This is a genomic window from Acinetobacter sp. SFA, assembly GCF_001647535.1.
Lineage (GTDB): Bacteria > Pseudomonadota > Gammaproteobacteria > Pseudomonadales > Moraxellaceae > Acinetobacter > Acinetobacter pecorum.
Map to the genome: position 1 here is coordinate 217,297 of NZ_LSZI01000017.1, position 23,891 is coordinate 241,187.

Annotated in this window: 37 protein-coding genes and 1 pseudogene; 34 read left to right on the forward strand and 4 right to left on the reverse strand. The window is 44.7% G+C overall.

Features of this window, described 5'->3' with window-relative positions; translation table 11 throughout:
- Positions 1-178 precede the first annotated feature (178 nt).
- From rpsJ to AY607_RS09595, 29 genes and pseudogenes are all read left to right on the forward strand, one after another.
- Positions 179-490 (forward strand): 30S ribosomal protein S10, encoded by a 312-nt coding sequence (gene rpsJ, locus AY607_RS09460; protein ID WP_000070912.1) that lies wholly within the window; start codon positions 179-181, stop codon positions 488-490.
- A gap of 60 nt (positions 491-550) precedes the next feature.
- On the forward strand, positions 551-1,189 hold the full coding sequence (rplC, locus tag AY607_RS09465) for a 50S ribosomal protein L3 (RefSeq protein ID WP_064094523.1): 639 nt from the start codon (positions 551-553) through the stop codon (positions 1,187-1,189).
- An 11-nt stretch (positions 1,190-1,200) separates the two neighbouring features.
- A complete protein-coding gene (gene rplD / locus AY607_RS09470; RefSeq protein WP_035265093.1) occupies positions 1,201-1,803 on the forward strand; it encodes a 50S ribosomal protein L4 in 603 nt (200 codons plus the stop codon).
- The gene (gene rplW / locus AY607_RS09475) at positions 1,800-2,120 is read left to right on the forward strand and encodes a 50S ribosomal protein L23 (RefSeq protein WP_004281510.1); all 321 of its coding nucleotides are present in this window, start codon (positions 1,800-1,802) and stop codon (positions 2,118-2,120) included. Before rplD ends, rplW begins: the two co-directional genes overlap by 4 nt.
- 11 nt (positions 2,121-2,131) lie before the next feature.
- The gene (gene rplB / locus AY607_RS09480) at positions 2,132-2,956 is read left to right on the forward strand and encodes a 50S ribosomal protein L2 (protein ID WP_064094522.1); all 825 of its coding nucleotides are present in this window, start codon (positions 2,132-2,134) and stop codon (positions 2,954-2,956) included.
- Between the two features lie 19 nt (positions 2,957-2,975).
- On the forward strand, positions 2,976-3,251 hold the full coding sequence (gene rpsS, locus AY607_RS09485) for a 30S ribosomal protein S19 (RefSeq protein ID WP_004673001.1): 276 nt from the start codon (positions 2,976-2,978) through the stop codon (positions 3,249-3,251).
- An 11-nt stretch (positions 3,252-3,262) separates the two neighbouring features.
- Positions 3,263-3,592 (forward strand): 50S ribosomal protein L22, encoded by a 330-nt coding sequence (rplV, locus tag AY607_RS09490; protein ID WP_001982638.1) that lies wholly within the window; start codon positions 3,263-3,265, stop codon positions 3,590-3,592.
- 1 nt (position 3,593) lies between these two features.
- Positions 3,594-4,410: pseudogene (gene rpsC, locus AY607_RS09495) on the forward strand (30S ribosomal protein S3).
- Positions 4,350-4,763, forward strand: coding sequence for a 50S ribosomal protein L16 (gene rplP / locus AY607_RS09500; protein ID WP_004281506.1), 414 nt, complete (start codon positions 4,350-4,352; stop codon positions 4,761-4,763). The pseudogene rpsC and the gene rplP overlap by 61 nt, the downstream one beginning before the upstream one ends.
- Positions 4,763-4,960: a 50S ribosomal protein L29 gene (gene rpmC, locus AY607_RS09505; RefSeq protein ID WP_004281505.1), complete on the forward strand. Its 198-nt coding sequence runs from the start codon at positions 4,763-4,765 to the stop codon at positions 4,958-4,960. The genes rplP and rpmC overlap by 1 nt, the downstream gene beginning before the upstream one ends.
- Positions 4,957-5,214 (forward strand): 30S ribosomal protein S17, encoded by a 258-nt coding sequence (rpsQ, locus tag AY607_RS09510; protein ID WP_004281504.1) that lies wholly within the window; start codon positions 4,957-4,959, stop codon positions 5,212-5,214. Before rpmC ends, rpsQ begins: the two co-directional genes overlap by 4 nt.
- A gap of 91 nt (positions 5,215-5,305) precedes the next feature.
- A complete protein-coding gene (gene rplN / locus AY607_RS09515; protein ID WP_004281503.1) occupies positions 5,306-5,674 on the forward strand; it encodes a 50S ribosomal protein L14 in 369 nt (122 codons plus the stop codon).
- Positions 5,675-5,683: 9 nt separating this feature from the next.
- Positions 5,684-6,001 (forward strand): 50S ribosomal protein L24, encoded by a 318-nt coding sequence (rplX, locus tag AY607_RS09520; protein WP_004281502.1) that lies wholly within the window; start codon positions 5,684-5,686, stop codon positions 5,999-6,001.
- A gap of 16 nt (positions 6,002-6,017) precedes the next feature.
- On the forward strand, positions 6,018-6,554 hold the full coding sequence (rplE, locus tag AY607_RS09525) for a 50S ribosomal protein L5 (protein WP_004645057.1): 537 nt from the start codon (positions 6,018-6,020) through the stop codon (positions 6,552-6,554).
- A gap of 9 nt (positions 6,555-6,563) precedes the next feature.
- The gene (gene rpsN / locus AY607_RS09530) at positions 6,564-6,869 is read left to right on the forward strand and encodes a 30S ribosomal protein S14 (RefSeq protein ID WP_004732275.1); all 306 of its coding nucleotides are present in this window, start codon (positions 6,564-6,566) and stop codon (positions 6,867-6,869) included.
- Between the two features lie 12 nt (positions 6,870-6,881).
- On the forward strand, positions 6,882-7,277 hold the full coding sequence (gene rpsH / locus AY607_RS09535) for a 30S ribosomal protein S8 (RefSeq protein ID WP_064094520.1): 396 nt from the start codon (positions 6,882-6,884) through the stop codon (positions 7,275-7,277).
- Positions 7,278-7,290: 13 nt separating this feature from the next.
- The gene (gene rplF / locus AY607_RS09540) at positions 7,291-7,824 is read left to right on the forward strand and encodes a 50S ribosomal protein L6 (protein WP_064094519.1); all 534 of its coding nucleotides are present in this window, start codon (positions 7,291-7,293) and stop codon (positions 7,822-7,824) included.
- A gap of 14 nt (positions 7,825-7,838) precedes the next feature.
- Entirely contained in the window at positions 7,839-8,189 is a 351-nt protein-coding gene (rplR, locus tag AY607_RS09545) for a 50S ribosomal protein L18 (RefSeq protein WP_004281497.1), read from the forward strand.
- 2 nt (positions 8,190-8,191) lie between these two features.
- Positions 8,192-8,689 (forward strand): 30S ribosomal protein S5, encoded by a 498-nt coding sequence (gene rpsE, locus AY607_RS09550; RefSeq protein WP_004281496.1) that lies wholly within the window; start codon positions 8,192-8,194, stop codon positions 8,687-8,689.
- Positions 8,690-8,695: 6 nt separating this feature from the next.
- Positions 8,696-8,872, forward strand: a complete 177-nt coding sequence (gene rpmD / locus AY607_RS09555; RefSeq protein WP_004281495.1) for a 50S ribosomal protein L30 — start codon at positions 8,696-8,698, stop codon at positions 8,870-8,872.
- Between the two features lie 3 nt (positions 8,873-8,875).
- The gene (rplO, locus tag AY607_RS09560; protein WP_064094518.1) at positions 8,876-9,316 is read left to right on the forward strand and encodes a 50S ribosomal protein L15; all 441 of its coding nucleotides are present in this window, start codon (positions 8,876-8,878) and stop codon (positions 9,314-9,316) included.
- A gap of 45 nt (positions 9,317-9,361) precedes the next feature.
- A complete protein-coding gene (gene secY / locus AY607_RS09565; RefSeq protein WP_171254898.1) occupies positions 9,362-10,681 on the forward strand; it encodes a preprotein translocase subunit SecY in 1,320 nt (439 codons plus the stop codon).
- Positions 10,682-10,700: 19 nt separating this feature from the next.
- A complete protein-coding gene (gene rpmJ, locus AY607_RS14865) occupies positions 10,701-10,817 on the forward strand; it encodes a 50S ribosomal protein L36 (protein ID WP_000867907.1) in 117 nt (38 codons plus the stop codon).
- A 105-nt stretch (positions 10,818-10,922) separates the two neighbouring features.
- Positions 10,923-11,279 (forward strand): 30S ribosomal protein S13, encoded by a 357-nt coding sequence (rpsM, locus tag AY607_RS09570; protein WP_004281492.1) that lies wholly within the window; start codon positions 10,923-10,925, stop codon positions 11,277-11,279.
- Positions 11,280-11,298: 19 nt separating this feature from the next.
- Positions 11,299-11,685, forward strand: a complete 387-nt coding sequence (gene rpsK, locus AY607_RS09575) for a 30S ribosomal protein S11 (protein WP_004281491.1) — start codon at positions 11,299-11,301, stop codon at positions 11,683-11,685.
- Between the two features lie 12 nt (positions 11,686-11,697).
- Positions 11,698-12,324: a 30S ribosomal protein S4 gene (gene rpsD, locus AY607_RS09580; protein ID WP_064094516.1), complete on the forward strand. Its 627-nt coding sequence runs from the start codon at positions 11,698-11,700 to the stop codon at positions 12,322-12,324.
- A 16-nt stretch (positions 12,325-12,340) separates the two neighbouring features.
- Positions 12,341-13,348, forward strand: coding sequence for a DNA-directed RNA polymerase subunit alpha (locus tag AY607_RS09585; protein ID WP_004281489.1), 1,008 nt, complete (start codon positions 12,341-12,343; stop codon positions 13,346-13,348).
- 18 nt (positions 13,349-13,366) lie between these two features.
- Positions 13,367-13,732: a 50S ribosomal protein L17 gene (gene rplQ / locus AY607_RS09590; RefSeq protein WP_004281488.1), complete on the forward strand. Its 366-nt coding sequence runs from the start codon at positions 13,367-13,369 to the stop codon at positions 13,730-13,732.
- Positions 13,733-13,966: 234 nt separating this feature from the next.
- The gene (locus AY607_RS09595) at positions 13,967-15,457 is read left to right on the forward strand and encodes a flavin-containing monooxygenase (protein WP_064094515.1); all 1,491 of its coding nucleotides are present in this window, start codon (positions 13,967-13,969) and stop codon (positions 15,455-15,457) included.
- A 61-nt stretch (positions 15,458-15,518) separates the two neighbouring features.
- Here AY607_RS09595 and AY607_RS09600 read toward each other — a convergent pair whose 3' ends face one another.
- Complete coding sequence (locus AY607_RS09600) at positions 15,519-16,691, reverse strand: acyl-CoA dehydrogenase family protein (RefSeq protein ID WP_064102407.1); 1,173 nt, start codon at positions 16,689-16,691, stop codon at positions 15,519-15,521.
- A gap of 183 nt (positions 16,692-16,874) precedes the next feature.
- Between AY607_RS09600 and AY607_RS09605 the strand changes: the two genes are divergently transcribed.
- The 5 genes from AY607_RS09605 to AY607_RS09625 all read left to right on the forward strand — a co-directional run bounded on the left by AY607_RS09605 (position 16,875) and on the right by AY607_RS09625 (position 22,204).
- Positions 16,875-17,132 carry a succinate dehydrogenase assembly factor 2 gene (locus tag AY607_RS09605; RefSeq protein WP_004645065.1) on the forward strand — a complete coding sequence of 86 codons (258 nt, stop codon included), beginning with the start codon at positions 16,875-16,877 and terminating at the stop codon, positions 17,130-17,132.
- Entirely contained in the window at positions 17,125-17,511 is a 387-nt protein-coding gene (locus AY607_RS09610; RefSeq protein WP_064102408.1) for a hypothetical protein, read from the forward strand. Before AY607_RS09605 ends, AY607_RS09610 begins: the two co-directional genes overlap by 8 nt.
- 536 nt (positions 17,512-18,047) lie before the next feature.
- On the forward strand, positions 18,048-19,088 hold the full coding sequence (locus tag AY607_RS09615; protein ID WP_064094512.1) for a hypothetical protein: 1,041 nt from the start codon (positions 18,048-18,050) through the stop codon (positions 19,086-19,088).
- 63 nt (positions 19,089-19,151) lie between these two features.
- Positions 19,152-19,724 carry a rhombosortase gene (gene rrtA, locus AY607_RS09620; protein ID WP_064094511.1) on the forward strand — a complete coding sequence of 191 codons (573 nt, stop codon included), beginning with the start codon at positions 19,152-19,154 and terminating at the stop codon, positions 19,722-19,724.
- A 197-nt stretch (positions 19,725-19,921) separates the two neighbouring features.
- Positions 19,922-22,204, forward strand: coding sequence for a TRAP transporter large permease subunit (locus AY607_RS09625; protein ID WP_064102409.1), 2,283 nt, complete (start codon positions 19,922-19,924; stop codon positions 22,202-22,204).
- 62 nt (positions 22,205-22,266) lie between these two features.
- Here the strand turns inward: AY607_RS09625 and AY607_RS09630 are convergent, their stop codons facing one another.
- The 3 genes from AY607_RS09630 to AY607_RS09640 all read right to left on the reverse strand — a co-directional run bounded on the left by AY607_RS09630 (position 22,267) and on the right by AY607_RS09640 (position 23,877).
- A complete protein-coding gene (locus tag AY607_RS09630) occupies positions 22,267-23,148 on the reverse strand; it encodes a DMT family transporter (protein ID WP_064102410.1) in 882 nt (293 codons plus the stop codon).
- Positions 23,149-23,209: 61 nt separating this feature from the next.
- Positions 23,210-23,641: a hypothetical protein gene (locus tag AY607_RS09635; protein WP_064102411.1), complete on the reverse strand. Its 432-nt coding sequence runs from the start codon at positions 23,639-23,641 to the stop codon at positions 23,210-23,212.
- Positions 23,642-23,655: 14 nt separating this feature from the next.
- Complete coding sequence (locus tag AY607_RS09640; RefSeq protein WP_064094507.1) at positions 23,656-23,877, reverse strand: YheV family putative zinc ribbon protein; 222 nt, start codon at positions 23,875-23,877, stop codon at positions 23,656-23,658.
- Positions 23,878-23,891 lie beyond the last annotated feature (14 nt).

Here is a 23,891-nt window from a genome sequence, read left to right on the forward strand (position 1 = left end):
AAGCGACCCTTCAATAGGAAGGGGGTTAACTGCGAATAAAGTAGTTAACTATCGTTACAGTCGTGGCATCGATCATGACCTTAGTGATAATTCACTGCTCTTGACACTTGCCCACATTAAAGTGGGGTGAGATGCGTCAAGAGTGATTCTTTATATATTTGGCTTGGAGTTTACTGGTATGTCTAACCAGAGAATTCGTATCCGTCTTAAGTCTTTTGATCATCGTCTGATCGATCAATCAGCTCAAGAAATCGTAGAAACCGCAAAACGTACTGGCGCACAAGTGTGTGGTCCAATTCCAATGCCTACACGTATTGAACGTTTTAACGTTTTAACATCACCACATGTAAACAAAGACGCGCGTGACCAGTACGAAATCCGTACTTACAAGCGTTTGATCGACATCGTTCAACCTACAGACAAAACTGTAGATGCATTGATGAAGTTAGATCTTGCAGCTGGTGTTGATGTTCAGATCGCATTGGGTTAAGGCTTTCGGGTTAATTAACACTCTAAGTTAATTAGGCCGCTTTTTTAGAGGTTTATGCACATGGCTATTGGTTTAGTCGGTCGCAAGTGCGGTATGACACGTATCTTTACAGATGCTGGTGTTTCTGTGCCTGTTACAGTGATTGAGGTTGATCCTAACCGCATCACTCAAATCAAAACGCTTGAAACTGATGGTTATCAAGCGATTCAAATCACTACTGGTGAACGTCGCGAATCTCGCGTAACTAACGCTCAGAAAGGTCACTTCGCGAAAGCGGGTGTTGCTGCTGGTCGTCTGGTACAAGAATTCCGTGTTTCAGAAGCTGAGCTTGAAGGTCGTGAAGTTGGTGGTACGCTTACCGTTGAAATGTTCCAGGTTGGTCAAGTTGTTGACGTAACTGGTACTTCTAAAGGTAAGGGTTTCCAAGGTGGTGTTAAGCGTTGGAACTTCCGTACTCAAGACGCTACTCACGGTAACTCACTTTCTCACCGTGTTCTAGGTTCTACTGGTCAAAACCAGACTCCTGGTCGCGTGTTCAAAGGCAAAAAAATGGCTGGCCATTTAGGTGCTGAACGCGTAACTACACAGGGTCTTGAAATCGTTGCTATCGACACTGAGCGTTCAGTTCTTGTTGTTAAAGGCGCGGTTCCTGGTGCTACTGGTGGCGACGTAACTGTTCGTCCTACTATCAAGGCCTGAGGGGAAATAACGTGAATTTAAATACTGTTTCCGGCTCTGCTGTTGAATTATCAGAAGTTGCGTTCGGTCGTGAATTTAATGAAGCTCTTGTACACCAAGTTGTTACAGCTTACTTAGCTGGTGGTCGTCAAGGTTCTAAAGCTCAAAAATCACGTGCAGACGTTTCTGGCGGTGGTAAAAAACCATTCCGTCAAAAAGGTACTGGCCGCGCTCGTGCTGGTTCTATTCGTAGCCCAATCTGGGTTGGCGGTGGTAAAACTTTTGCTGCTCGTCCACAAGACTGGTCTCAAAAAGTAAACCGTAAAATGTACCGCGGTGCTATGCAATGCATCCTGGCTGAGCTTGTTCGTCAAGATCGCCTAGTTTTAGTTGAAGAGTTTGCTGTTGCAGCTCCAAAAACTAAAGAATTGCTTGCAAAACTTAACGACTTGAATGCGACTCGCGCATTGATCGTTACTGATGCTGTTGATGAGAACCTGTATCTTGCTGCACGTAACCTTCCACACGTTGATGTGGTTGATGCTGCTGCAATCGATCCGGTTAGCTTGATTGCGTTCGACAAAGTTGTTATGTCTGTAGCTGCTGCTAAGAAAATTGAGGTAGAACTCGGATGAACAACGAACGTATCTATCAAGTCCTGCAAGGACCTGTATTCTCAGAAAAAGCACAAGTTTTAGGTGAAACTGCTGGTGTTCAAGTGTTTAAAGTTGCATTAAATGCAAACAAGCTTGAAATCAAAAAAGCAGTGGAACAACTCTTTGGTGTGGAAGTTGTTAAAGTTAATACGACTATCACTAAAGGTAAGTCTAAACGCTTTGGTAAAACATTAGGACGTCGTTCTGATGTTAAAAAAGCATACGTCACCCTGAAAGCTGGCCAAGATGTAGAAATGGCTGACTTGGGCGATACCGCTGAAAGCACAGCGGAATAAGGACGAGAATTATGCCTATTCAAAAATGTAAGCCAACGTCTCCAGGACGTCGCTTTGTAGAGAAAGTGGTTCATAATCACCTTCACAAAGGCGCACCATACGCTCCGTTGGTAGAAGCTAAAAAACGTACTGGCGGCCGTAACAACAACGGTCACATCACGACTCGTCACGTTGGTGGCGGTCACAAGCAGCACTACCGTCTAGTTGACTTTAAACGTAACAAAGATGGTATTCCTGCAACTGTAGAGCGTATCGAATACGATCCTAACCGTACTGCACACATTGCACTTGTATTGTATGCTGACGGTGAGCGTCGCTATATCATCGCTCCTAAAGGCCTTCGCGCTGGCGATAAAGTACAGTCTGGTAACGATGCTCCAATTCGTCCAGGTAATTGCTTGCCGCTTCGCAACATGCCAATCGGTTCTACTCTTCACAACATCGAACTTAAAATCGGTAAAGGCGCGCAGTTAGCTCGTTCAGCTGGTACTTCAGTTCAGCTGTTGGGTCGTGACGGTTCTTACGCTATCGTTCGTCTACGTTCAGGCGAGATGCGTAAAATTCACGTTGAATGCCGTGCTGTGTTAGGTGAAGTATCTAACTCAGAAAGCAACCTTCGTTCACTAGGTAAAGCTGGTGCATCACGCTGGCGTGGTGTTCGTCCTACCGTTCGTGGTATGGCGATGAACCCAGTTGACCATCCACATGGTGGTGGTGAAGGGCGTAATAAAGGTATTCAACCTGTAAGCCCATGGGGTCAAAAAGCTAAAGGGTACAAAACACGTACCAATAAGCGTACGACTAAGATGATTATTCGCGACCGTCGCGTTAAGTAACAAGTAAAGGAATCTGACAATGCCTCGTTCTCTGAAAAAAGGCCCATTCGTCGATGCGCACTTGTTCGCTAAGGTTGAAGCGGCTATCGCGGCTAATAACCGTAAGCCGATCAAAACTTGGTCGCGTCGTTCGATGATCCTACCGGATTTTGTTGGTTTAACAATTTCTGTACACAATGGCCGTAACCACGTTCCTGTGATCATTTCTGAACACATGGTTGGTCACAAGCTTGGTGAATTTGCACCAACTCGTACCTATCGCGGTCACGGTGTTGACAAGAAATCTAAACGTTAATGGGTGCTATGATGGAAGTAACTGCTAAATTACGCGGTGCCGCTATCTCGGCACAAAAAGCTCGTTTGGTTGCAGATCTTATCCGCGGCAAATCTGTTGCGCACGCTCTTAACATTCTTAACTTCAGCAACAAAAAAGCTGCAGTTCTAGTTAAGAAAGCGTTGGAATCTGCAATTGCAAACGCTGAACACAATAACAGTTTAGATGTAGACGATCTTAAAGTTTCTACGATCTACGTTGATGAAGGCATGAGCCTGAAACGTATTATGCCACGTGCTAAAGGCCGTGCAGATCGTATTACTAAGCGTACTTGTCACATCACCGTTAAGGTAGGGGTTTGATATGGGTCAGAAGGTTCATCCAATCGGTATCCGCCTAGGTGTTGTGAAACGTCATAACGCTAACTGGTATGCGAATCCGAAACAATACGCTGAATACTTGCTTAAAGATCTTCAAGTTCGTGAGTTTTTAACTAAAAAACTTAAAAACGCGATGATCAGCAATATTCTTATCGAACGCCCTACAGGCGCTGCTAAAGTAACTATTAGCACTGCGCGTCCTGGTATCGTGATCGGTAAAAAAGGCGAAGATATTGAGAAACTACAACGCGAATTGACATCTATCATGGGTGTTCCTGCGCAAGTAAGTATCAATGAAATTGATCGTCCAGACTTAGACGCGCGTCTAGTTGCTGAAGCTATCGCTTCTCAATTGGAAAAACGTGTAATGTTCCGTCGTGCTATGAAGCGTGCGGTACAAAACACCATGCGTGCTGGTGCTAAAGGTATCAAAGTAGAAGTTTCAGGCCGTTTAGGTGGTGCTGAGATTGCTCGTACTGAGTGGTATCGTGAAGGTCGTGTACCTCTACATACGCTTCGTGCAGATATCGACTATGCGACTATGCGTGCTGAGACTACTTACGGTACGATCGGTGTTAAAGTTTGGATCTTCCGTGGTGAGATCTTGGGCGGCATGAAACAAGTCATGAACCCAGCTCCAGCAGAAGAACGTCCAGCTAAACGCGGTCGTGGTCGTGGTGAAGGTCAAGAGCGTCGTGGTCGTCGCAATGATCGTTCTGCTGAAAAAGGAGAATAATCCATGTTGCAACCTAAGCGTACTAAATTCCGTAAAGTGCAGAAAGGCCGTAACACTGGTCTAGCACACCGCGGTAGCACAGTATCTTTCGGTACTATTGCACTTAAATCAGTTGAACGTGGTCAAATGACTGCGCGTCAAATTGAAGCAGCGCGTCGTACAATTAGCCGTCGTATTAAGCGTGGTGGTAAGATCTTTATCCGTGTATTCCCGGACAAGCCGATTACTTCTAAGCCTCTTGAAGTGCGTATGGGTAAAGGTAAAGGTTCTGTGGAATATTGGGTTTGCCAAATCAAACCAGGTAAAGTCTTGTACGAAATTGATGGTGTTAACGAAGAACTGGCTCGCGAAGCGTTTACGCTTGCAGCAGCTAAGCTTCCGTTTAAAACCGCTATCGTGACTCGGACGGTAATGTAATGAAAACTAAAGATCTACGTGAAAAGTCGGTAGAAGAGTTGACAGCTTTGCTTGATGAGCAACAGCTTAACCAATTCCGTCTTCGTATGGCGAAAGCAACTGGTCAATTGGGTAAATCGCATGAAGTTGCACTTACTCGTCAGACTATTGCTCGTATTAAGACCCTCCTTACCGAAAAACAGGGGAACGGACAATGAGTGATAAAACAGTCCGCACGTTAACTGGCAAAGTTGTAAGCGACAAGATGGATAAATCTATCGTTGTGCTTATTGAACGCCAAGTTCAACACCCGTTGTATGGCAAATTAATCCGCCGTTCAACAAAATTACATGCTCATGATGAGAACAACACAGCGAAAGCTGGTGATGTTGTAACCATTAAAGAAAGCCGCCCAATTTCTAAAACTAAGTCTTGGACTCTAGTTGAAGTTGTTGAAGCAGCTGCTGAGTAATTAACGTTCTTGTTGCATCATCGGTCAATTTCGAGTACTCTTTGAGCCTTTCGAAATTTCGACCGGTGTTGCTCGGTTTTGGAGTAGGGCAATGATTCAGACCGAAACTATGCTCGACGTAGCAGACAACAGTGGTGCACGCCGCGTACAATGTATTAAAGTACTTGGTGGCTCGCATCGTCGTTATGCTTCTGTTGGCGACATTATTAAAGTTACTGTAAAAGAAGCAATTCCACGCGCACGTGTTAAAAAAGGTGACGTGATGAATGCGGTTGTGGTTCGTACAAAATTCGGTATCCGTCGTGCAGACGGTTCAGTGATTCGTTTCGACGATAACGCTGCTGTTATTTTGAACAACAACAAAGCGCCGATTGCAACTCGTATTTTCGGACCAGTGACTCGTGAACTTCGTACTGAACAGTTCATGAAAATTATTTCATTGGCTCCTGAAGTTCTATAAGAGGCGATCATGGCTAAGATTAAAAAAGGCGATCAAGTAATTGTGATCGCAGGTAAAGAAAAAGGCAAACAGGGTACTGTTCTGTCTGTTTCTAATGACCGTGTTAAGGTTGAAGGCCTTAACTTGGTGAAGAAGCATCAGAAGCCGAACCGTGCTACAGGCGCTGAAGGTAGCGTTGTAACTCAGGAAGCTTCGCTTCATATTTCAAACGTGGCAGTTTTTAATGCTACAACCCAAAAGGCTGACCGTGTTGGTTACCAAGTGATTGATGGCGTGAAAACTCGCGTATTCAAATCAAATGGTGAATCAGTGGCGGTAGCGAAGTAATAGGTTGATATAGGCCATGGCCAGACTTAAAACACGTTACAATGACGAACTTAAAGCTCAGTTACAAGAGGTATTGGGCGTTAAGAATGTGATGGAGATTCCTCGCATCACTAAAATCACGATCAACATGGGTGTTGGCGCGGCTGCTGCTGACAAAAAACTCCTTGATGGTGCTCTTTCAGATATGCAAGCTATCGCTGGTCAAAAACCAGTACTTACGTTAGCTCGTAAATCAATCGCTGGTTTTAAAATCCGTGATGGTTGGCCGATCGGTTGTAAAGTTACTTTACGCGGCGAACGCATGTACGAATTCTTGGACCGTTTGATCTCGATTGCGATCCCTCGTATTCGTGACTTCCGTGGTTTCTCTGCGAAATCATTCGACGGTCGTGGTAACTACTCAATGGGTCTTAAGGAACAAATCATGTTCCCTGAAATCGATTTTGACAAGATTGATCGTATTCGTGGTATGGATATTACCATTACTACGACTGCTCGCACCGATGACGAAGGCCGTGCGCTTATGCGTGCATTCGGCTTCCCGTTCAAATAAGAGGTCGATATGGCTAAGAAAGGTATGATTAATCGCGAATTGAAACGCGAAGCTACTGTTGCTAAATACGCTGCAAAACGTGCTGAATTAAAAGCTGTTATTGCAAACGTAAATGCATCAGACGAAGAACGTTTCGAAGCGATGATGAAATTACAAGCATTACCACGTAATGCATCTCCAGTACGTCTACGTAACCGTTGTGGTTTAACTGGTCGTCCTCATGGTTACTTCCGTAAGTTCGGTTTAAGCCGTAACAAATTACGTGAAACAGTAATGCAAGGTGATGTACCTGGCGTTGTTAAGGCAAGCTGGTAAGGAGCACTATAGATGAGTATGCAAGATACCGTTGCCGACATGCTAACACGTGTTCGTAACGCACAAATGGCGAAGAAACAATCTGTTTCTATGCCTAATTCTAAGTTGAAAGTAGCAATTGCTAACTTACTTCAACAAGAAGGTTATATTTCAAACGTAGAAGTTGCGGATGCTGAAGGCAAACCAACTCTTACTTTGACTTTAAAGTATTTCGAAGGCAAACCAGTTATTGAAACTGTGAAACGCGTAAGCCGTCCAGGTCTACGTCAGTATCGCGGTAAAGATGCACTTCCAAGCGTTAAGCAAGGTTTAGGTATTGCAATTGTTTCTACAAGCAAAGGCATCATGACTGATCGCGCTGCACGTGCTGCAGGCGTTGGTGGTGAAGTTATTGCTTTTGTTTCTTAATAGGTGATTCCTCATGTCTCGTGTGGCTAAAGCCCCAGTAACTGTACCTAACGGTGTAACAGTTACTCAGAACGGCCGGCAGGTCGAAGTGAAAGGCACTAAAGGTACATTGTCTTTCAACCTGCATGCGCTGGTCGAGCTTAAACAGGAAGACGGTACATTAGCTATTGCTCCAGTAGAAGAGTCGAAAGACGCTTGGATGCAAGCTGGTACTGCTCGCGCTGTGCTTAACAACCTTGTAAAAGGTGTGAGCGAAGGTTTCGAACGTAAGTTACAGCTTATCGGTGTTGGTTATAAAGCTGCGGTTAAAGGTGACGTTGTTCATCTTAACCTTGGTTTCTCTCACCCGATCGATTATGCACTTCCTGCAGGTGTAACTGCTGAAACTCCAACTGCAACTGAAATCATTCTTAAATCTGCTGATAAAGCAGCTTTAGGACAGGTTGCTGCAGATATCCGTGGTTACCGTCCACCAGAGCCATATAAAGGCAAAGGTGTTCGTTATTCTGACGAAGTTGTACTTCGTAAAGAAGCTAAGAAGAAATAAGGCGCGAGGTTCTTATGAACGAAAAGAAACAATCCCGTTTGCGTCGTGCGAAAAGCACACGCTTGCACATCCGTGCATTGGGTGCGACTCGTTTGTGTGTAAACCGCACTCCGCGTCACATCTATGCTCAAGTTATCTCTGCAGATGGCGGCAAAGTATTAGCGCAAGCTTCTACTTTAGACGCTACTCTACGTGCGGGTACAACTGGTAACGTTGAAGCAGCTCAAAAAGTAGGTGCTTTAATCGCAGAACGCGCTAAAGCAGCTGGTGTTACTAAAGTTGCATTTGACCGTTCTGGTTTTAAATATCATGGTCGTATCAAAGCCTTGGCTGATGCTGCTCGTGAAAACGGCTTGGAGTTCTAATCATGGCTAAAGTTGAACAAAACGAAGGTCTTGTTGAAAAGCTGGTTGCCGTTGATCGTGTAGCCAAAGTTGTTAAGGGTGGTCGTATCTTCTCTTTCACAGCATTAACTGTTGTGGGTGATGGTAATGGTCGCGTAGGTTTTGGTCGTGGTAAAGCACGTGAAGTTCCAGCTGCTATCTCTAAAGCACTTGAAGCTGCTCGTCGCAATATGATTACTGTTGACCTTGTTGATGGTACGTTACAGCATCCAATTCATGCACGTCACGGCGCTAGTCGCGTATTCATGCAGCCTGCCTCTGAAGGTACAGGTGTAATTGCTGGTGGCGCTATGCGTGCAGTTCTAGAAGCTGTAGGCGTACGTAACGTGTTGACTAAATGCCGTGGTTCTACTAACGCTGCTAACGTAGTAAACGCAACTTTCAATGGTTTGCGTGATATGACTACTCCTGAAAAGGTTGCTGCGAAACGTGGTCTTTCAGTAGAACAAATTCAAGGGTAATCAATCATGAAAACGATTAAAGTTACCCAGACTAAATCTGCATCGCACCGCTTGAAAAATCACAAGCTTAGCCTGCAAGGTTTAGGTCTGCGTCGTATTGGTCATACTGTAGAAGTGTTAGACACACCTTCTAACCGTGGTATGATCAACCAAGTCTACTATATGGTTAGTGTAGAGGAATAAGCCATGACTCTGCGTTTAAATACAATTGCACCTGCAGAAGGTGCTAAACGTGACAACCTTCGTCTAGGCCGTGGTATCGGTTCTGGCGTTGGTAAGACCGGTGGCCGTGGTGTCAAGGGTCAAAACTCACGTAAGAGCGGTGGTACTCGTCCAGGTTTCGAAGGCGGTCAAACAGCACTTTATCGTCGTTTGCCTAAATTCGGCTTCACTAGCCAATTGGCTTTGAAAACTGCTGAAGTACGTTTATCTGAGCTTGCTAAAGTTGAAGGCGACATCGTGTCTCTAGAAACTTTAAAAGCTGCGAACGTTGTACGTAAAGACATGACTCGTGCTCGTATCGTACTTTCTGGTGAAATTACTCGTGCATTCACTATTCAAGGTGTTGCATTGACTAAAGGCGCTAAAGCTGCTGTTGAAGCTGCTGGCGGCAAAGTCGAGGAGTAATCCCCAGTGTCTATGACTCCTAGTTCTTCAGGTCATGTCAACATGATGAAAGGCCAACCATTTCATGTGAAATACCGTGAAATTATTCGTCGAATGATGTTTCTCATTGGTGCGTTGTTGGTGTTTCGACTAGGAGCGCATATTCCAGTACCAGGCATCAATAATGCTGCGTTGGAAAACTTGTTTAATGCAAACTCAGGTACGATCCTGGGTTTGTTTAACATGTTTTCTGGAGGGGCATTAGAACGAATGTCGATTCTTGCTTTGGGGATCATGCCTTACATTTCTGCATCGATTATTGTGCAGCTGATGTCAACGGTGGTTCCTTCGCTGGAAGCTTTAAAGAAAGAAGGCGAGCAAGGCAAACGTAAAATTAATCAATACACACGACAAGGCACCTTATTCTTGGCGCTGGTACAGGCAATAGGTATGTGTGCGGGCCTCATCAGTCAGGGAATTACCCTGAATACTGGTTTGGCTTTTTATGTTCCTGCAGTAACCTCACTGGTTGCCGGGACCATGTTCTTGATGTGGTTAGGTGAGCAGATTACCGAACGTGGGGTGGGAAATGGTATTTCCATGATCATCTTTGCGGGTATTGTTGCCGGATTGCCTAATCTGATTATGCAATCATTGTCATCTGTAGATAATGGCCAGACCAGCCTAATCGGCTTGGTAATTTTTGGTTTACTGTCTTTAGGTGTCTTGGCAGCGATCGTATTTATCGAGAAAGCGCAACGTCGCATTCCGGTGAACTATGCTCAAAAACAACAGGGTCGTCGTGTATTTACTGCACAGCAGACACATTTGCCATTAAAAATTAATATGGCGGGTGTGATTCCGGCAATTTTTGCCAGTTCATTGCTTTTGTTCCCTGCGAGCTTAGGTCAATGGGTGGGCAGTGCAGATCCAAATGCTGGATTTATTAAACGTAGCCTGCAAGATTTGGCATTGGTGTTGTCGCCTGGTCAGCCGTTGTATTTGGTGCTCTTTGGTGCGTTAATTATCTTTTTCTGTTACTTCTATACAGCACTGGTATTTAGTCCTAAAGAAGTGTCAGAGAACTTGAAACGCAGCGGAGCTTACGTGCCTGGTATACGTCCAGGTGAGCAAACTGCTCGTTACTTAGATCATATTCTCAATCGTTTGACGTTTATTGGCGCGATTTATATCACCGTCATTTGTTTGATGCCGATGATATTGCAAAGTTCATTTGGTATTCCATTCTATTTGGGTGGTACTTCTTTGCTGATTGTTGTGGTAGTGGTGATGGACTTTATGGCTCAGCTGCAATCACATCTCACTTTGCACCAGTACGATAATCAAACGTTAATGAGAAAAACGACTGCTCATCCTAAGGGATAAGCGCACTTGAGGTTTCATCATGAAAGTACAAGCTTCTGTTAAAAAAATTTGTGGTAGCTGTAAAGTTATCCGTCGTAATGGGGTTATCCGCGTAATTTGTAGCGCAGAACCTCGTCATAAGCAGCGTCAAGGTTAATCTGATTAAGACCTGTTGATTTCTGTAGGCGAATTAGGTTATTATCCGCCCCTCAAGATTTTTGTGGGGCGGTTGATTATCTACTGCCTTTTTGGAGAAAATTGAATGGCTCGTATTGCCGGTGTAAACATTCCGGATAACAAGCATGCTGTTATCTCTCTAACGTATATCTTTGGTATTGGCCGCCATACTTCAAAAGCTATCTTAGCTGCTGCTGGTATTGCTCCAACTACTAAGATCCGTGAATTAGATGACGCTCAGCTTGATGCGATTCGTGCAGAAGTTGCTAAGGTTCCGACCGAAGGTGATTTACGTCGCGAAATTTCCATGAACATTAAACGTTTAATGGATTTAGGCTGCTACCGCGGTCTTCGTCATCGTCGCAGCTTGCCTGTCCGCGGTCAACGCACCAAAACTAACGCACGTACCCGTAAAGGTCCGCGCAAACCTATTAAGAAATAAGATTTCTGGAAGCTAAAAGATGGCTAAAGATACTCGCGCACGCAAGAAGGTCACTCGTACCGTCTCTGAAGGTGTCGCACACATTCACGCTTCTTTTAATAACACCATTGTGACTATTACCGATCGTCAAGGTAATGCACTGGCTTGGGCCACTTCAGGTGGACAAGGCTTCCGTGGATCACGTAAATCAACTCCGTTTGCTGCTCAGGTAGCTGCTGAAGTTGCTGGTAAAGCTGCTTTAGATTACGGTTTGAAAAACTTGGACGTCCTTGTAAAAGGTCCTGGTCCTGGTCGTGAATCTGCGGTTCGTGCTTTAGGTGCAGTGGGTTATAAAATTAATAGCATTACCGATGTGACTCCAATTCCTCACAACGGTTGCCGTCCACCTAAAAAACGTCGCGTGTAAGGAGAAACATTCATGGCTCGTTATATTGGTCCAAAATGCAAACTCTCTCGTCGCGAAGGGACAGACCTGCAACTTAAATCAGGCGTTAAACCGTTTGATGTTAAGACTAAAAAACATGCGAAAGCTCCTGGCCAGCACGGCGGGGCTCGTGGTGGTAAACAATCTGAGTACTCACTACAATTACGCGAAAAACAAAAAGTACGTCGCATGTACGGTGTTTTAGAGCGTCAATTTAGTAACTACTATAAAGAAGCTGCTCGTGTTAAAGGCGCAACTGGTGAAAACCTGTTGAAGCTACTTGAAAGCCGTCTTGATAACGTCGTTTATCGTATGGGTTTCGGTTCTACTCGTGCAGAAGCTCGTCAGTTAGTATCTCACCGTAGCATCACTTTGAATGGCCGTCGTGTTAACATTGCGTCTATCCAAGTTAAAGCGGGTGATGTGATCGCAGTTCACGAAGGCGCTAAACAACAATTACGTATTAAAAACGCAATTGAATTGGCGACTCAACGTGGCTTGCCTTCTTGGATGGAAATTGACCATTCTAAATTAGAAGGTACGTTCAAATCTGCACCGGATCGTTCTGATTTACCTGCTGAAATCAACGAAAGCTTGATTGTAGAATTGTATTCTAAATAATCCTTGAGGAAGCAATATGACGCGTACTGCAAATGAGTTTCTAACTCCGCAAGCGATCAAGGTCGAAGCGGCAAGCGGGACCTCGGCAAAAGTTATTCTAGAACCATTAGAGCGTGGCTTTGGTCATACTCTTGGTAATGCTTTACGTCGCATTCTTCTTTCTTCTCTACCTGGCGCAGCTGTGGTAGAAGTTGAGATTGAAGGGGTCGAGCACGAGTACAGTACTTTGGAAGGCTTGCAGCAGGACATCGTCGAGCTCTTGCTGAACCTAAAAGGATTGTCGATTAAGCTGTTCGATCAAAATGAAGCTTATTTAACATTAGAGAAACAAGGTGCAGGCGACGTAACTGCGGCTGACCTTCGTTTACCTCATAATGTTGAAGTGGTTAACCCTGAACATTTGATCGGTACTTTAAGTGCCTCAGGCTCATTAAAAATGCGCCTGAAAGTGGCTCAAGGCCGTGGCTACGAAACTTCTGATTCACGCTTCCCAGAAGGCGAAACTCGCCCAGTGGGTCGCTTGCAGTTAGATGCTTCTTACAGCCCAATCAAACGTGTTTCATATACCGTGGAAAACGCGCGTGTGGAACAACGTACTGACCTTGATAAACTGATCATTGATCTTGAAACCAATGGTACTGTTGATCCTGAAGAAGCAATCCGCAAAGCGGCAACAATCTTGCAACAACAAATTGCAATCTTTGTTGACCTTCAGAAAGATCAAGCACCTGTGGCTCAAGAACCTCGTGAAGAAGTTGACCCAATCTTGCTTCGCCCAGTAGATGATCTAGAGCTAACTGTTCGTTCTGCTAACTGTTTGAAAGCAGAAAACATTTACTACATTGGTGATCTTGTACAGCGTACCGAAGTTGAGTTGCTTAAAACTCCTAACTTGGGTAAAAAATCGCTTACTGAGATCAAAGATGTTCTGGCTTCTAAAGGCTTACAACTCGGCATGCGTTTAGAGAACTGGCCACCGGCTAGTCTCCGTATGGACGATCGTTTCGCCTATCGTAGCCGTTAATTAAGTAGGACTATCACCATGCGTCATCGTAATAGTGGTGTGAAATTAGGCCGTACAAGCAGTCATCGTAAAGCGATGTTCCAAAATATGGCTAACTCTTTGTTCGAGCACGAGTTGATCAAAACAACTGTGCCTAAAGCAAAAGAGTTACGTCGTGTAGCTGAGCCTTTAATCACTTTAGCTAAAAACGATACAGTAGCAAACCGTCGTTTGGCGTTTGCTCGTACTCGTTCAGCAGCAACTGTTGGTAAATTATTTACCGTTCTTGGCCCTCGTTACAAAGAGCGTAACGGCGGTTATCTACGTGTTCTTAAAGCGGGCTTCCGTGCAGGTGATGCTGCACCGATGGCTTACGTTGAGCTAGTAGATCGCGAAGTTAACTAATTTCGTGAAGAATAACGTAAGTTGTTCAAAAAGGTCGGTTGAATAAACCGGCCTTTTTTAATGCCTGAAAACTTTATTTGAATAAATCTGAATTTGGTTTACCTATACATCCTGCATAATTGATTTGGCCTCAAAAGATAAAAAAATAGTGGCTTTTTAATCAACTTGACATTGTGTATTGTCAGTTTTGTGATTTAATTAAAACCGATAGCATCGCTTAGGTAAAAGAACAATATGGAAAAGCAGGTAGATATTTTAATTGTGGGTGCGGGGATCTCGGGGATTGGTCTGGCAGTGCATCTTTCTAAACATTGTCCACAACGCTCTTTTGATATTATTGAACGTCGTGAGAGTATTGGCGGAACTTGGGATCTGTTTAAATATCCGGGTATCCGTTCCGATTCTGACATGTCAACTTTTGGTTTTAATTTCAAGCCTTGGCAGAAGGAAAGTGTGCTTGCCGATGGAGCGTCCATCAAAGGCTATCTCTCTGAAGTGGTAGAAGAGTTTAAACTTCAGCCAAAAATCCATTTCCAGCATCGGGTGCTGAGTGCCAATTATGATTCTGCCACCTGCAAATGGTCAGTAGAGATTTTGGATGCGCAGGGCAAGAAGCAGATCTGGATCGCTAACTTCGTACTAGGTTGTACCGGTTATTATAATTATGACCAAGGTTTCCAGCCGGAGTTTCCAAATCAGCAGGCATTCAAGGGGGAATTCATTCATCCGCAGCACTGGCCGGAAAATTTAAACTATAAGGGCAAAAAAGTGGTCATCATTGGCAGTGGTGCCACTGCGATTACTTTGGTGCCTGCCATGGCTAAAGGTGGAGCAGGTCATGTGACCATGTTGCAGCGTTCACCGACTTATATTGCCTCTGTGCCTTCTGTCGATTTTATATATTCAAAAATGCGTAAATATCTGCCTGAAGATCTGGCTTATAAGCTGACGCGGGCGCGTAACATTGGTATGCAGCGTGGAATTTATGCCCTGGCACAAAAGCAACCCAAATTGTTAAAAACGCTGTTGCTTAAATCAGTAAAATTTCAACTGAAAGGTAAAGTGGACATGAAACACTTTACCCCGAATTATGAGCCTTGGGATCAGCGTCTGTGTGTAGTGCCAGATGGTGACCTGTTTAAAATCTTACGTGAAGGGCAGGCATCAGTTACAACCGATCAGATAGAAACTTTTACCGAAACCGGGATTCAGCTGAAATCGGGTCAACATCTGGATGCTGATATTATTGTCTCTGCCACTGGCCTGAACATACAAATTCTTGGCGGGATTCAGGCGACGATGGATGGTCAGCCTGTCGATACCTCGCAGCATATGCTGTATAGAGGCGTTATGGTGAGTGACCTTCCGAATATGGCGCTGATTATTGGCTATATTAATGCTTCCTGGACGCTTAAAGTGGACATTGCAGCAGAATATATTTGCCGTTTGCTTAACCATATGGACCAACAACATTTTGATGAAGTCATTGCAACAGGCGATGCCACAGAACTGATGGATGATACTGTGATGGGCAGTCTGACATCGGGATATATTGCCCGTGCAGCAAATGTGATGCCAAAGCAGGGTAAACATGCTCCGTGGAAAGTCAGCAATAATTATCTCGCCGACCGTAAGGAACTGAAACAGGCTTCGTTTGAAGATGGCGTGCTGAAATTCAGGAAAAAGAGCAATGCACTTAATCATAAGCCGCGTCTAGTTTCTTGAATTTGAATTTTTAGCGTACAGAAAAAGGAGTCCTGAGTGACTCCTTTTTAATTCGTCGGTTTTACAGTGAGCGCGCGATGAGTTCTTTCATGATTTCATTGGTACCCGCATAAATCCGGTTGGCACGGTTATCGATATAAGCCCGGGCAATTGGATATTCCAGCATATAACCATAGCCGCCATGCAGTTGCAGACATTCATCTACGACTTTGCTGTACATTTCTGAAATCTTGTATTTGGCCGCAGCAGCGGCATCCACACCCAGTTCCTGCTTGAGTTGCAGCTGCATACAGCGATCCAGATAAGCGCGGCAGACATCGATCTCGGTACGCAGTTCTGCCAGTTTAAAACGGGTATTTTGGAAATGGCTGATGCTCTTGCCGAATGCCTGACGTTCCTTGGTATATTTTACTGTGTGGGCAAAAGCCGCTTCAGCACCTGCCTGACAGATAATCGCCACAATCAGGCGTTCCCAAGCCAGTTCCTTCATCAGCATCATAAAGCCCATGCCTTCCAGACCAAGCAGGTTTTCTTTAGGAACCCGAACATTGTCAAAAAACAGTTCGCAGGTATCCTGGCCTTTCATACCGATTTTATTTAAGGGCTTGCCTTTACTAAATCCCGGCCGGTCGGCTTCGACCATCATCAAGGAGAGATTGGCCGAGCCTTTGTCACTATTACCTGTTTTACAGACCACAATGGCCATATCGCAAAGATAGCCATTGGTAATAAAGATCTTGGAACCATTAATGACATAGTCTTCGCCATCCAGTACTGCCGAGGTGCGCACTGCTTGCAGGTCAGAGCCCGTGCCTGGTTCGGTCATCGCAATAGCGGTGACGACTTCCCCGGAAGCCATTTGGGGTAGCCATTGCTGTTTTTGAGCTTCATTGCCAAAGTTCAGCAGATAATTGGCGACGATATCCGAATGCAGGGAAAACCCGGTGGCTGAGTCTCCGGCATAGGCCTGTTCTTCAATCAAGATCATGCTATACAGCCGATCTACACCAGAGCCGCCATATTCTTCAGGCATGGTCGCACAGAGTAAACCAAGCTCACCAGCTTTATTCCATAGCTCTCGATCTACATGTTGCTGATCTTCAAAACGCTCGGTATATGGAATAACTTCCTTTTCATAAAACTTGCGTACCGTTTCGCGAAAAACTTCATGCTCGGCAGTAAAAAGTTGGCGGGGCAGCATGGGAGTAAGCGGGCGAATGGCTGCAGATTGCATCTTGTTATTCCTTATTTTGATCGGTTTACTTTAACTTAGGTCAAGCCGGGAACAGCGGCAATGAGCGGAATGTTCAAATCAGCTAAATCTGCTGATGCTTTTGGTCATTTCTATGAAATCCCTCGAAATTCAGTTGATGCTTCAGGTAAACTATTCGGGTTTATAACGAATTGGGGAAATTCGATGACTGATGACATTAGCTTGGAAGAGCGCAAAGTGATTTACCGTGCGCGTCGTGGTTTAAAAGAACTGGATGTCTATTTTGATCCCTACGTCAAAAATTACTATCTGAATGCTGAACCTTTTGAAAAGCAGATGTTTGCAGAGCTGGTGGAGCAGGAAGACCCGGATTTGCTGGACTGGTTTATGGAAGTATCCGAGCCGCCGCGTCCTGAACTGAAAGATTTTATCAAGAAGCTTAAATTTTACGTTCATGGATAATCGCTGCTTCAAGCTGAAACGCAGTCTGTGTGCATTGGCGTTTCAGCTTTTTATTTTTGCACTGTTAATGTATTTGCTCTATCAGTTACTACCGTTTGCACTCTGGTTGCTGTGCGCACTCACAGGACTGCTGGTGTACCATCTGTTTTACCGCAAGACGCCACAAATTGAACAGTTTGAATATCTGGATGGCCGTGAATGGTCATTGACTGCCAAAGCAATGCCAACCCATCGGGTGTCTATTAGTCATGTCATTGATCACCAGGCATATATTGTGGTGTATTTCCAGCATGCCAAGGCTCGGCCTTTACTGATCTGGTGTGATCAATTGCCACTCAAGCAATGGAAAGCTTTAAAAGTATTGACTAAATTAATTTAATTGTAAGACAAATGTTTTTTAATTATTTTATTAAAATTTAAAATAAACAAATACTTAGATTATTGCGGGCTTTTTGTTGTCAGACAAAAATCAAGGTTAATTCATGACTTAGATGAATTGTCTGACAATTTATCCCCTGTGTTTTATTTTTAGCCTGTACATTGAGCCTACCAACAGCAAATACGGGAGACCCTGATGGAATTTCCAGTGTGGATTTTTCTGATTGCAGCGATTGTTTTGGCCCTGGTAATTGGACGAATCGGGACGGTGCTGAAGGATAAATTTTCATCTTAATCAAGCAGGGTTTAAACCACTTCTCTGTTTGTACAGTTAATAAGTAGCATGTGCTGAACCGTCGCAATGCTACTTTTTTTTGCCCAAAATTTGGTATTCTCCTAAATACAGTCAATTGCAGCGTGGTCATTTAATGGCAAAGTGTCTGGTCTAAATTAGAGTAAATACTCTTTTATTCACAAAATGCTTCTGATATCTTTAGCAGAAAGATGGACATAATCACAATTATAGAGGACAGGAAAATGTCAGGCGTCCGTAAAATATGCCAAGGTATGGCGACTATTGCAATAACAACTACAGTTTTGACGGGATGTTCTCAGGTTATTAAAACTGGTGCCAATGTGGCACTGGGTTTCACCGAAAATCATATCGTCCCACCGATTTTAGCGATGGATGATGCTGAAATGGTGTGCAATTCAGGAAATTCTTTAACGCCGGCCATTATGGCAACCAAAGAAATGGGAGCAGATCCAACCCGGGTGGCTGTACTGATGTATTCAGCTGCCGGTATTTGTGCTGAACAAAAAGCACTTGAAGCCGAGTTGCGCTATTTACGTGCTTCAAAAACTAATCAGGTAGCAGAAGCCCAGGATGCCCGGATCGAGCAGAAGCGCTGGGCGGCACTGGCAGCACAGCGTCAGTATACCGGTTATCAGCTGTTTCAAAGCCGTTATGAAAAGAAATATCAAAAAGCCTTGGGTGAAGAATGCCCGCGCATGAACAGTGACATCGAGCAAACCGTTTATCTGCTGGGCATGCTCAGTGGCTTGCAGGCCATGACCAATGATATTAACTCGGGTGGTGCAGTGCATGTACCGAAAGATATTGCTGCCGTGGTCGAGCGAGGCATGGTTTGTCTGGATAACGCGAAATTCTGGGGTGCACCGAATGCCACTCGTGCGGTGATCTGGACCTTGTTGCCAGGCGCCGGGGACGGTAAACCTGACCCTTACCAAACCTTAAAACAATCTACACAAATTGGTGAGCAAAAAGGTGTACGTTTATCTCATGCCTTGTATGCCGTAGCCGCACAGGCTAGTGGTGATGATGCCAAAGTCCGCGATGCCCTTAAAACTTTTGCTCAGGCCCGTACTGAAGACAAGCCAGTCAATCCACAATTCAAGCTGATTGACAGTATGGCTGCAATTATGGTCAGCGGTATATCTGATCGCTATTGGACAGAAAATACCGGTGTACGCAGTGGCGATGATGGCATGCAACGTTTCTGGGATGAGTCAGACAGCTCTTCCGAACTCGATGAGCTGTTCAGCGCGGATTTGTAAGCAGCACCATATAAGCTTCAGGAGTGAAGTCAAAACTAGAGAAGCAAGGAGGGCAATAGGCCGATGCTAGAGCAACATTTTCGACAAAAAATTATTTTTCTAGCGGCTTTTGTCTCTCTTTGTGCTTGTCTGCAAATTTTCAAGGACGATTTCATTTATTGGCGAGAGAGTCTGCTTGGTGAATTCTGGCGACTCTGGACGGCACACTGGGTTCATGTAGGTTGGACCCATTATTTCCTTAATATTCTTGCGTTTATCTGTCTTCCTTTTATTTTTCCACGCGTTAATATCTGGCATTTTTCCGCCATTTTACTGATCTTGTCACCTTTGATCAGTCTGAGTTTTTATTTTTTCTTGCCGAATATTGAAGCATATGCAGGGTTGTCAGGAGTATTACACGGGGCTTATGTAGCAGTAGCCTGTGTGCATTTGCAGTATAAGCGGGAACGTGGATTTGCGGCGCTGGTGCTGTTTCTCATCTTGGCCAAACTGGTCTGGGAAAATACCATTGGTAATTCCGGAACAGCCCAACTCATTGGTAGTCCAGTGCTGGTAGAAGCACATTTACTGGGGGTGATCTGGGGGGTGATTCTGGCAGTCATTTATATTGTGACCAATTATTTTAGGGATAGCTAAAGTGTAGGAATAGACAGCTACTTGGCAGAAAAAACTAAAAGAAAATATAAATTGTCATTTTTATTATGCCGGTTTTCATGCAGATTCAAAACATAGAATAAATATCCTGACTTTTGAAAAGGAATTTTCGGGAGCAGAAGGCAAGATCAGCGATCTGGATCAAGCGACAGGCCGCTAAAACAATAATAGGAAAACATATGCAAAATGATGATCAAAACAGATCAGGACTAGGTCTGTTGCGTTATATATGGACAGAGTGGATCTCGACCTTTGTCGTGCTGGTTTTACTTTTGCTCACTTTGATTATCGGCACCGGGGAAATGATTCACGGCCAGTTGCTGCGTATGGGCGAGCGTATTTACGGCGATCCGGCAACCGGAATGCAATATTCATTTTTACGTGCTGAACCGACACGCCCACAATGTGAACGTAATATCAATGTCGATCAGCGTGTTCAGCAACAGATGAAAGCCGATGCGGCCGATGAATATGCCGATTTCTTTGGCGTGCGCTCGGAAGCGGATGTCCGTGCTGCGGTGTTGCAGGCACAGCAGGTCTGTGAAGAATCCTACCTGTTTTATGACAAAGCCATTCAGCATGTAGAAGCCCATCCAAGTATTCGGGCTTATCGGACATTTGAAACCTCTTTCTTTGGCATATTCAAGTTTGGTACTGAAAACCGGGCTTTGCTTCTGGTCATCATGGTGGTTTTCGCTGCAATCAGTGCCACCCTAAAAACCCATCATATTGGCCTACGCAGTCCAAGTACCCGAATGGACTTTAAAGTCTATTCGGTGGCCATGCTGGTTGCTAATGCTTTTCTGGCATTCTCATCTTATAGCCAATACCAGTCTGTGTTGAATTCGGGTGTGCCGATGGGCGAAATGAAATACATCTACTGGCTGTGGATGATTCTGTTTAGCACACTCACTCTAATTAGCCTTTATCAGGTCATCAAACCACCGAAACCGACACGTGAGGATGGTAATTTTGGTCTGGCCTTTCTGAGTGTGCCGCTGTATGCCTATATGGCCATTACTACCGGGATAAACTTTACGTTCTTTATGGACTATCCAATGGGACAGGGGATTTACCTCGGTCAATTGGTAGAATTTTCTAGTATCTTCCTGAATCTGGCCTTGTTTATCTGGGCTGGTATGTTGCTGAAACAGACCCGTGTTGTAGACATGTTCCTGAATATTCTTCGTCCATGGAATCTGGCACCTGAAACCCTGACCTGGTTAATTCTGCTGGCCGCTGCATTACCGACCGCCTATACCGGAGCATCGGGGATTTTCGTCATTGCCGCAGGTGCGATTATTTATAAGGAAGTCTGGAATGCGGGTGGACGCCGTCAGTTTGCACTGGCGGCCACAGCCATGTCCGGTTCACTGGGCGTAGTCTTACGCCCGTGTTTGCTGATCGTCGTCGTGGCTTCACTGAATAAAGAAGTCACCACCGATTTGCTGTATCACTACGGGATTTATGTCTTCCTGCTCAGCTCTACTTTGTTTCTGGTCATTTCCCTGTTTGTTGCAGAAAATAAATTCCGGATTGCTGCACCTACTGTAGCTGCGCCTCAATCCGGGCGTGCCTTCGTTGCAGTTATTCCTTATATCGTGATTTTCATTCTGATCTGGCTATTCTATAAATATGCCTTGTCGACTGATCTGAATGAATTTACTGCACCTGTGATGATGCCTGTAATTCTGCTGATGATTGTCCTGTTCGACAAGCTGCGCCACGAACCTGCGCCACTACCGGCAGTGGGGCATTGGGATGACACCTTGACCGCGACTTTAAACTCCAGATCGGCTCCTGAGCTGGCAACAGCCGGTGCCGTGACCAATGCAGAATATCGTGAAGCTGAACATAGCCAACAAGCAGGCAAAGAACTGGTGGTTGATCATGGTGTGCGGCTTTCAAAAGCGACTGAAATTTTGCGTCATGTCGGTTTCTGGAAATCTATGCATATTTCTACCAGTGAAACTGTAGGACATATTGGTGCGCTGGTGATCCTGATGGCACTTTCAGTGAGTGTTGGTGGCTTGCTGGAACGTATGGAAATTATGGAAGCCTTTCCGACTGATATCAGCAGTACCATTCTGGTGATATCACTGATTGTCGGCTTGATGATTTTTGTCGGGATGATCATGGATCCATTCGGAGCGGTCATTCTGATCTCTGCAACGGTTGCTCCAGTGGCTTATCAATACGGCATTCATCCGGTTCATTTCTGGATGATTACCCTGATTGGTTTCGAGCTGGGTTATGTGACGCCGCCAGTGGCACTGAATCATTTACTGGCCAGGCAGTCGATTGGCGATGCCGAAGTGGCTGAAGCCGATGCAGAAGTACGACACTTGTCTTTCTATTACCGTTATGAACGCTGGATTTTGCCGGTGATTGTGTTGCTGCCTGCGATGCTGATCATTGCTTATGTACCTTATATCTTTAAGTTGTTCGGCTGGTATCAATAAAAGAAAAGCAATAAAAAAGCACCTACGGGTGCTTTTTTATTTATTTGATTTAAATTCTTTAATCAAATTTTGGATGAATTCAGGCGCTTTTGCAGGATCGAACTACACAGCAAAATGGCACAGAAAATCAGACCTAGCCCGATCAGACTATATAGGTCCGGAACTTCATGCCAGAACAGAAAGCCCCACATGCCAGCAAAGAAAATTGCCACATAGTTGACTGGTCCAATCTGTCCTGCCGGAGCCAGTTTATAAGCATTGGACATGAAGAGCTGACTGAAATTGGCCAAAAGGCCGGCAGCGACAAGAAAGCTGAGTTCTTTCAGGGTATAAGGTCGCCACAGCCAGAACATCGGAATCACGGAAATCAATGTGCCAATAAAACAGAAATAAAACACGATTTTTTCTGGTGACTCGGTTTTGGTCAGTGCCCGAACCGTGACAAACGCCATCGCGGCCAGAAAGCTGGCACCCAAACCAATGGCTGACATCAGGTTGAATAAACCAGAATCCGGTTTGGCGACACAGAGTACCCCGATAAAACCAATCAGAGCTGCGGCTAACATGCTTGTTGTGATTTTTTCCTTGAGAAATAGCCAGGCAATCAGTGGAATAAAAATCGGGGAAGAGTAGGTGAAGACCATGGCATTGGAGAGTTTTAAGTGCGCGATGGCATAAAAAAAGCCGTACATGGCAGTCAGACCGACCACTGCACGCCAGGTGTGCATCCACAGTTTTTCAGTCTTAAAAAAATCAATTCCCTTGTTAAAAATGAAAGGCAAGAAAATAAACAGCCCGACAAAGTTTCGAAAGAAAACCACGGTGGCATTATCAACCGTTGCCGAGGCATAACGGATGCACACGCCCATGACTGAAAACAGGAAGGCAGAGCAGGTCAGTAACAGAACGGCTTTGAGCAGATGCGGAGTGGCTGGGGCGGACATGCAAACAACTGAGCTAGAAGATCTGACGATATTCTAGCTGAAAAACCCCAACCTATTCTGATTATTGTGCCAGTTGTGCTTCGAGTAACTTGATTTGTTCTTCTTTAAGTTTAATCAGATCATCAGCAGTACTGTGCTGTTGCTTCAGGCTTTTTTCCTGTTCATCAAGCTGCAGCTGAATATCTTCCAGTCGGGCAATTTCCTCTTTGGCCAAGGTGGCATTGCTGGTAACTTCTTCTGTCATAATAGAAGCATCTACTAGCACATTGTCAGAACTAAGCGCATCTGTTACTTCTGGCTTGGTAGCCTTTTCAGAATTTTCAGAAATGGTCTGCGGTGCCGGTGCATTGATCAGGTCACCCTGATGTGTTGGCAACGTTTCATTTTGTGTGAGAAAGAATTGTATAATTATCCAAACAGCAATAATCACAACAATTAATCCGCTCACTATTCCCCATAAAAGTTTAGGATTTTGTCGATGATCTGGAGTCATTTAGGTTCCCGAAATTATTTTTTTGGCTGACGGGGTTTAAACTGAATCACACCAATTTCATCTGGAACTTCAGGTGACTCAGGTTCATCGATATGAGTAGGACGATTTTCTTCATACCCACATTCGATACATTCAATCCATTCAGCTTCACCATTGGTCAGCATGACGATCCGATCCAATGCCTGACATTTAGGACATTTTGCGCCTGCAATGAAACGGCGTTTGAGAGTCATCATGCTTACCCTGTGAT

Excerpts from the sequence above, each read along its gene's own strand:
- rpmC (WP_004281505.1), top strand. The coding sequence starts at position 4,763 with ATGAAAACTAAAGATCTACGTGAAAAGTCGGTAGAAGAGTTGACAGCT.
- rpsH (WP_064094520.1), top strand. The coding sequence starts at position 6,882 with ATGAGTATGCAAGATACCGTTGCCGACATGCTAACACGTGTTCGTAAC.
- rplW (WP_004281510.1), top strand. The coding sequence starts at position 1,800 with ATGAACAACGAACGTATCTATCAAGTCCTGCAAGGACCTGTATTCTCA.
- rpmJ (WP_000867907.1), top strand. The coding sequence starts at position 10,701 with ATGAAAGTACAAGCTTCTGTTAAAAAAATTTGTGGTAGCTGTAAAGTT.
- rpsN (WP_004732275.1), top strand. The coding sequence starts at position 6,564 with ATGGCTAAGAAAGGTATGATTAATCGCGAATTGAAACGCGAAGCTACT.
- rplO (WP_064094518.1), top strand. The coding sequence starts at position 8,876 with ATGACTCTGCGTTTAAATACAATTGCACCTGCAGAAGGTGCTAAACGT.
- AY607_RS09625 (WP_064102409.1), top strand. The coding sequence starts at position 19,922 with ATGCAAAATGATGATCAAAACAGATCAGGACTAGGTCTGTTGCGTTAT.
- rplX (WP_004281502.1), top strand. The coding sequence starts at position 5,684 with ATGGCTAAGATTAAAAAAGGCGATCAAGTAATTGTGATCGCAGGTAAA.
- AY607_RS09615 (WP_064094512.1), top strand. The coding sequence starts at position 18,048 with ATGTCAGGCGTCCGTAAAATATGCCAAGGTATGGCGACTATTGCAATA.
- AY607_RS09595 (WP_064094515.1), top strand. The coding sequence starts at position 13,967 with ATGGAAAAGCAGGTAGATATTTTAATTGTGGGTGCGGGGATCTCGGGG.
- rplE (WP_004645057.1), top strand. The coding sequence starts at position 6,018 with ATGGCCAGACTTAAAACACGTTACAATGACGAACTTAAAGCTCAGTTA.
- rpsJ (WP_000070912.1), top strand. The coding sequence starts at position 179 with ATGTCTAACCAGAGAATTCGTATCCGTCTTAAGTCTTTTGATCATCGT.
- rplC (WP_064094523.1), top strand. The coding sequence starts at position 551 with ATGGCTATTGGTTTAGTCGGTCGCAAGTGCGGTATGACACGTATCTTT.
- rpsK (WP_004281491.1), top strand. The coding sequence starts at position 11,299 with ATGGCTAAAGATACTCGCGCACGCAAGAAGGTCACTCGTACCGTCTCT.
- AY607_RS09640 (WP_064094507.1), bottom strand. The coding sequence starts at position 23,877 with ATGATGACTCTCAAACGCCGTTTCATTGCAGGCGCAAAATGTCCTAAA.
- rplP (WP_004281506.1), top strand. The coding sequence starts at position 4,350 with ATGTTGCAACCTAAGCGTACTAAATTCCGTAAAGTGCAGAAAGGCCGT.
- rplF (WP_064094519.1), top strand. The coding sequence starts at position 7,291 with ATGTCTCGTGTGGCTAAAGCCCCAGTAACTGTACCTAACGGTGTAACA.
- rpmD (WP_004281495.1), top strand. The coding sequence starts at position 8,696 with ATGAAAACGATTAAAGTTACCCAGACTAAATCTGCATCGCACCGCTTG.
- rplN (WP_004281503.1), top strand. The coding sequence starts at position 5,306 with ATGATTCAGACCGAAACTATGCTCGACGTAGCAGACAACAGTGGTGCA.
- AY607_RS09585 (WP_004281489.1), top strand. The coding sequence starts at position 12,341 with ATGACGCGTACTGCAAATGAGTTTCTAACTCCGCAAGCGATCAAGGTC.
- AY607_RS09605 (WP_004645065.1), top strand. The coding sequence starts at position 16,875 with ATGACTGATGACATTAGCTTGGAAGAGCGCAAAGTGATTTACCGTGCG.
- secY (WP_171254898.1), top strand. The coding sequence starts at position 9,362 with ATGAAAGGCCAACCATTTCATGTGAAATACCGTGAAATTATTCGTCGA.
- rpsE (WP_004281496.1), top strand. The coding sequence starts at position 8,192 with ATGGCTAAAGTTGAACAAAACGAAGGTCTTGTTGAAAAGCTGGTTGCC.
- AY607_RS09600 (WP_064102407.1), bottom strand. The coding sequence starts at position 16,691 with ATGCAATCTGCAGCCATTCGCCCGCTTACTCCCATGCTGCCCCGCCAA.
- rpsS (WP_004673001.1), top strand. The coding sequence starts at position 2,976 with ATGCCTCGTTCTCTGAAAAAAGGCCCATTCGTCGATGCGCACTTGTTC.
- rpsQ (WP_004281504.1), top strand. The coding sequence starts at position 4,957 with ATGAGTGATAAAACAGTCCGCACGTTAACTGGCAAAGTTGTAAGCGAC.
- AY607_RS09610 (WP_064102408.1), top strand. The coding sequence starts at position 17,125 with ATGGATAATCGCTGCTTCAAGCTGAAACGCAGTCTGTGTGCATTGGCG.
- rplQ (WP_004281488.1), top strand. The coding sequence starts at position 13,367 with ATGCGTCATCGTAATAGTGGTGTGAAATTAGGCCGTACAAGCAGTCAT.
- rpsD (WP_064094516.1), top strand. The coding sequence starts at position 11,698 with ATGGCTCGTTATATTGGTCCAAAATGCAAACTCTCTCGTCGCGAAGGG.
- rplR (WP_004281497.1), top strand. The coding sequence starts at position 7,839 with ATGAACGAAAAGAAACAATCCCGTTTGCGTCGTGCGAAAAGCACACGC.
- rplB (WP_064094522.1), top strand. The coding sequence starts at position 2,132 with ATGCCTATTCAAAAATGTAAGCCAACGTCTCCAGGACGTCGCTTTGTA.
- rpsM (WP_004281492.1), top strand. The coding sequence starts at position 10,923 with ATGGCTCGTATTGCCGGTGTAAACATTCCGGATAACAAGCATGCTGTT.
- AY607_RS09630 (WP_064102410.1), bottom strand. The coding sequence starts at position 23,148 with ATGTCCGCCCCAGCCACTCCGCATCTGCTCAAAGCCGTTCTGTTACTG.
- rplV (WP_001982638.1), top strand. The coding sequence starts at position 3,263 with ATGGAAGTAACTGCTAAATTACGCGGTGCCGCTATCTCGGCACAAAAA.
- rrtA (WP_064094511.1), top strand. The coding sequence starts at position 19,152 with ATGCTAGAGCAACATTTTCGACAAAAAATTATTTTTCTAGCGGCTTTT.
- AY607_RS09635 (WP_064102411.1), bottom strand. The coding sequence starts at position 23,641 with ATGACTCCAGATCATCGACAAAATCCTAAACTTTTATGGGGAATAGTG.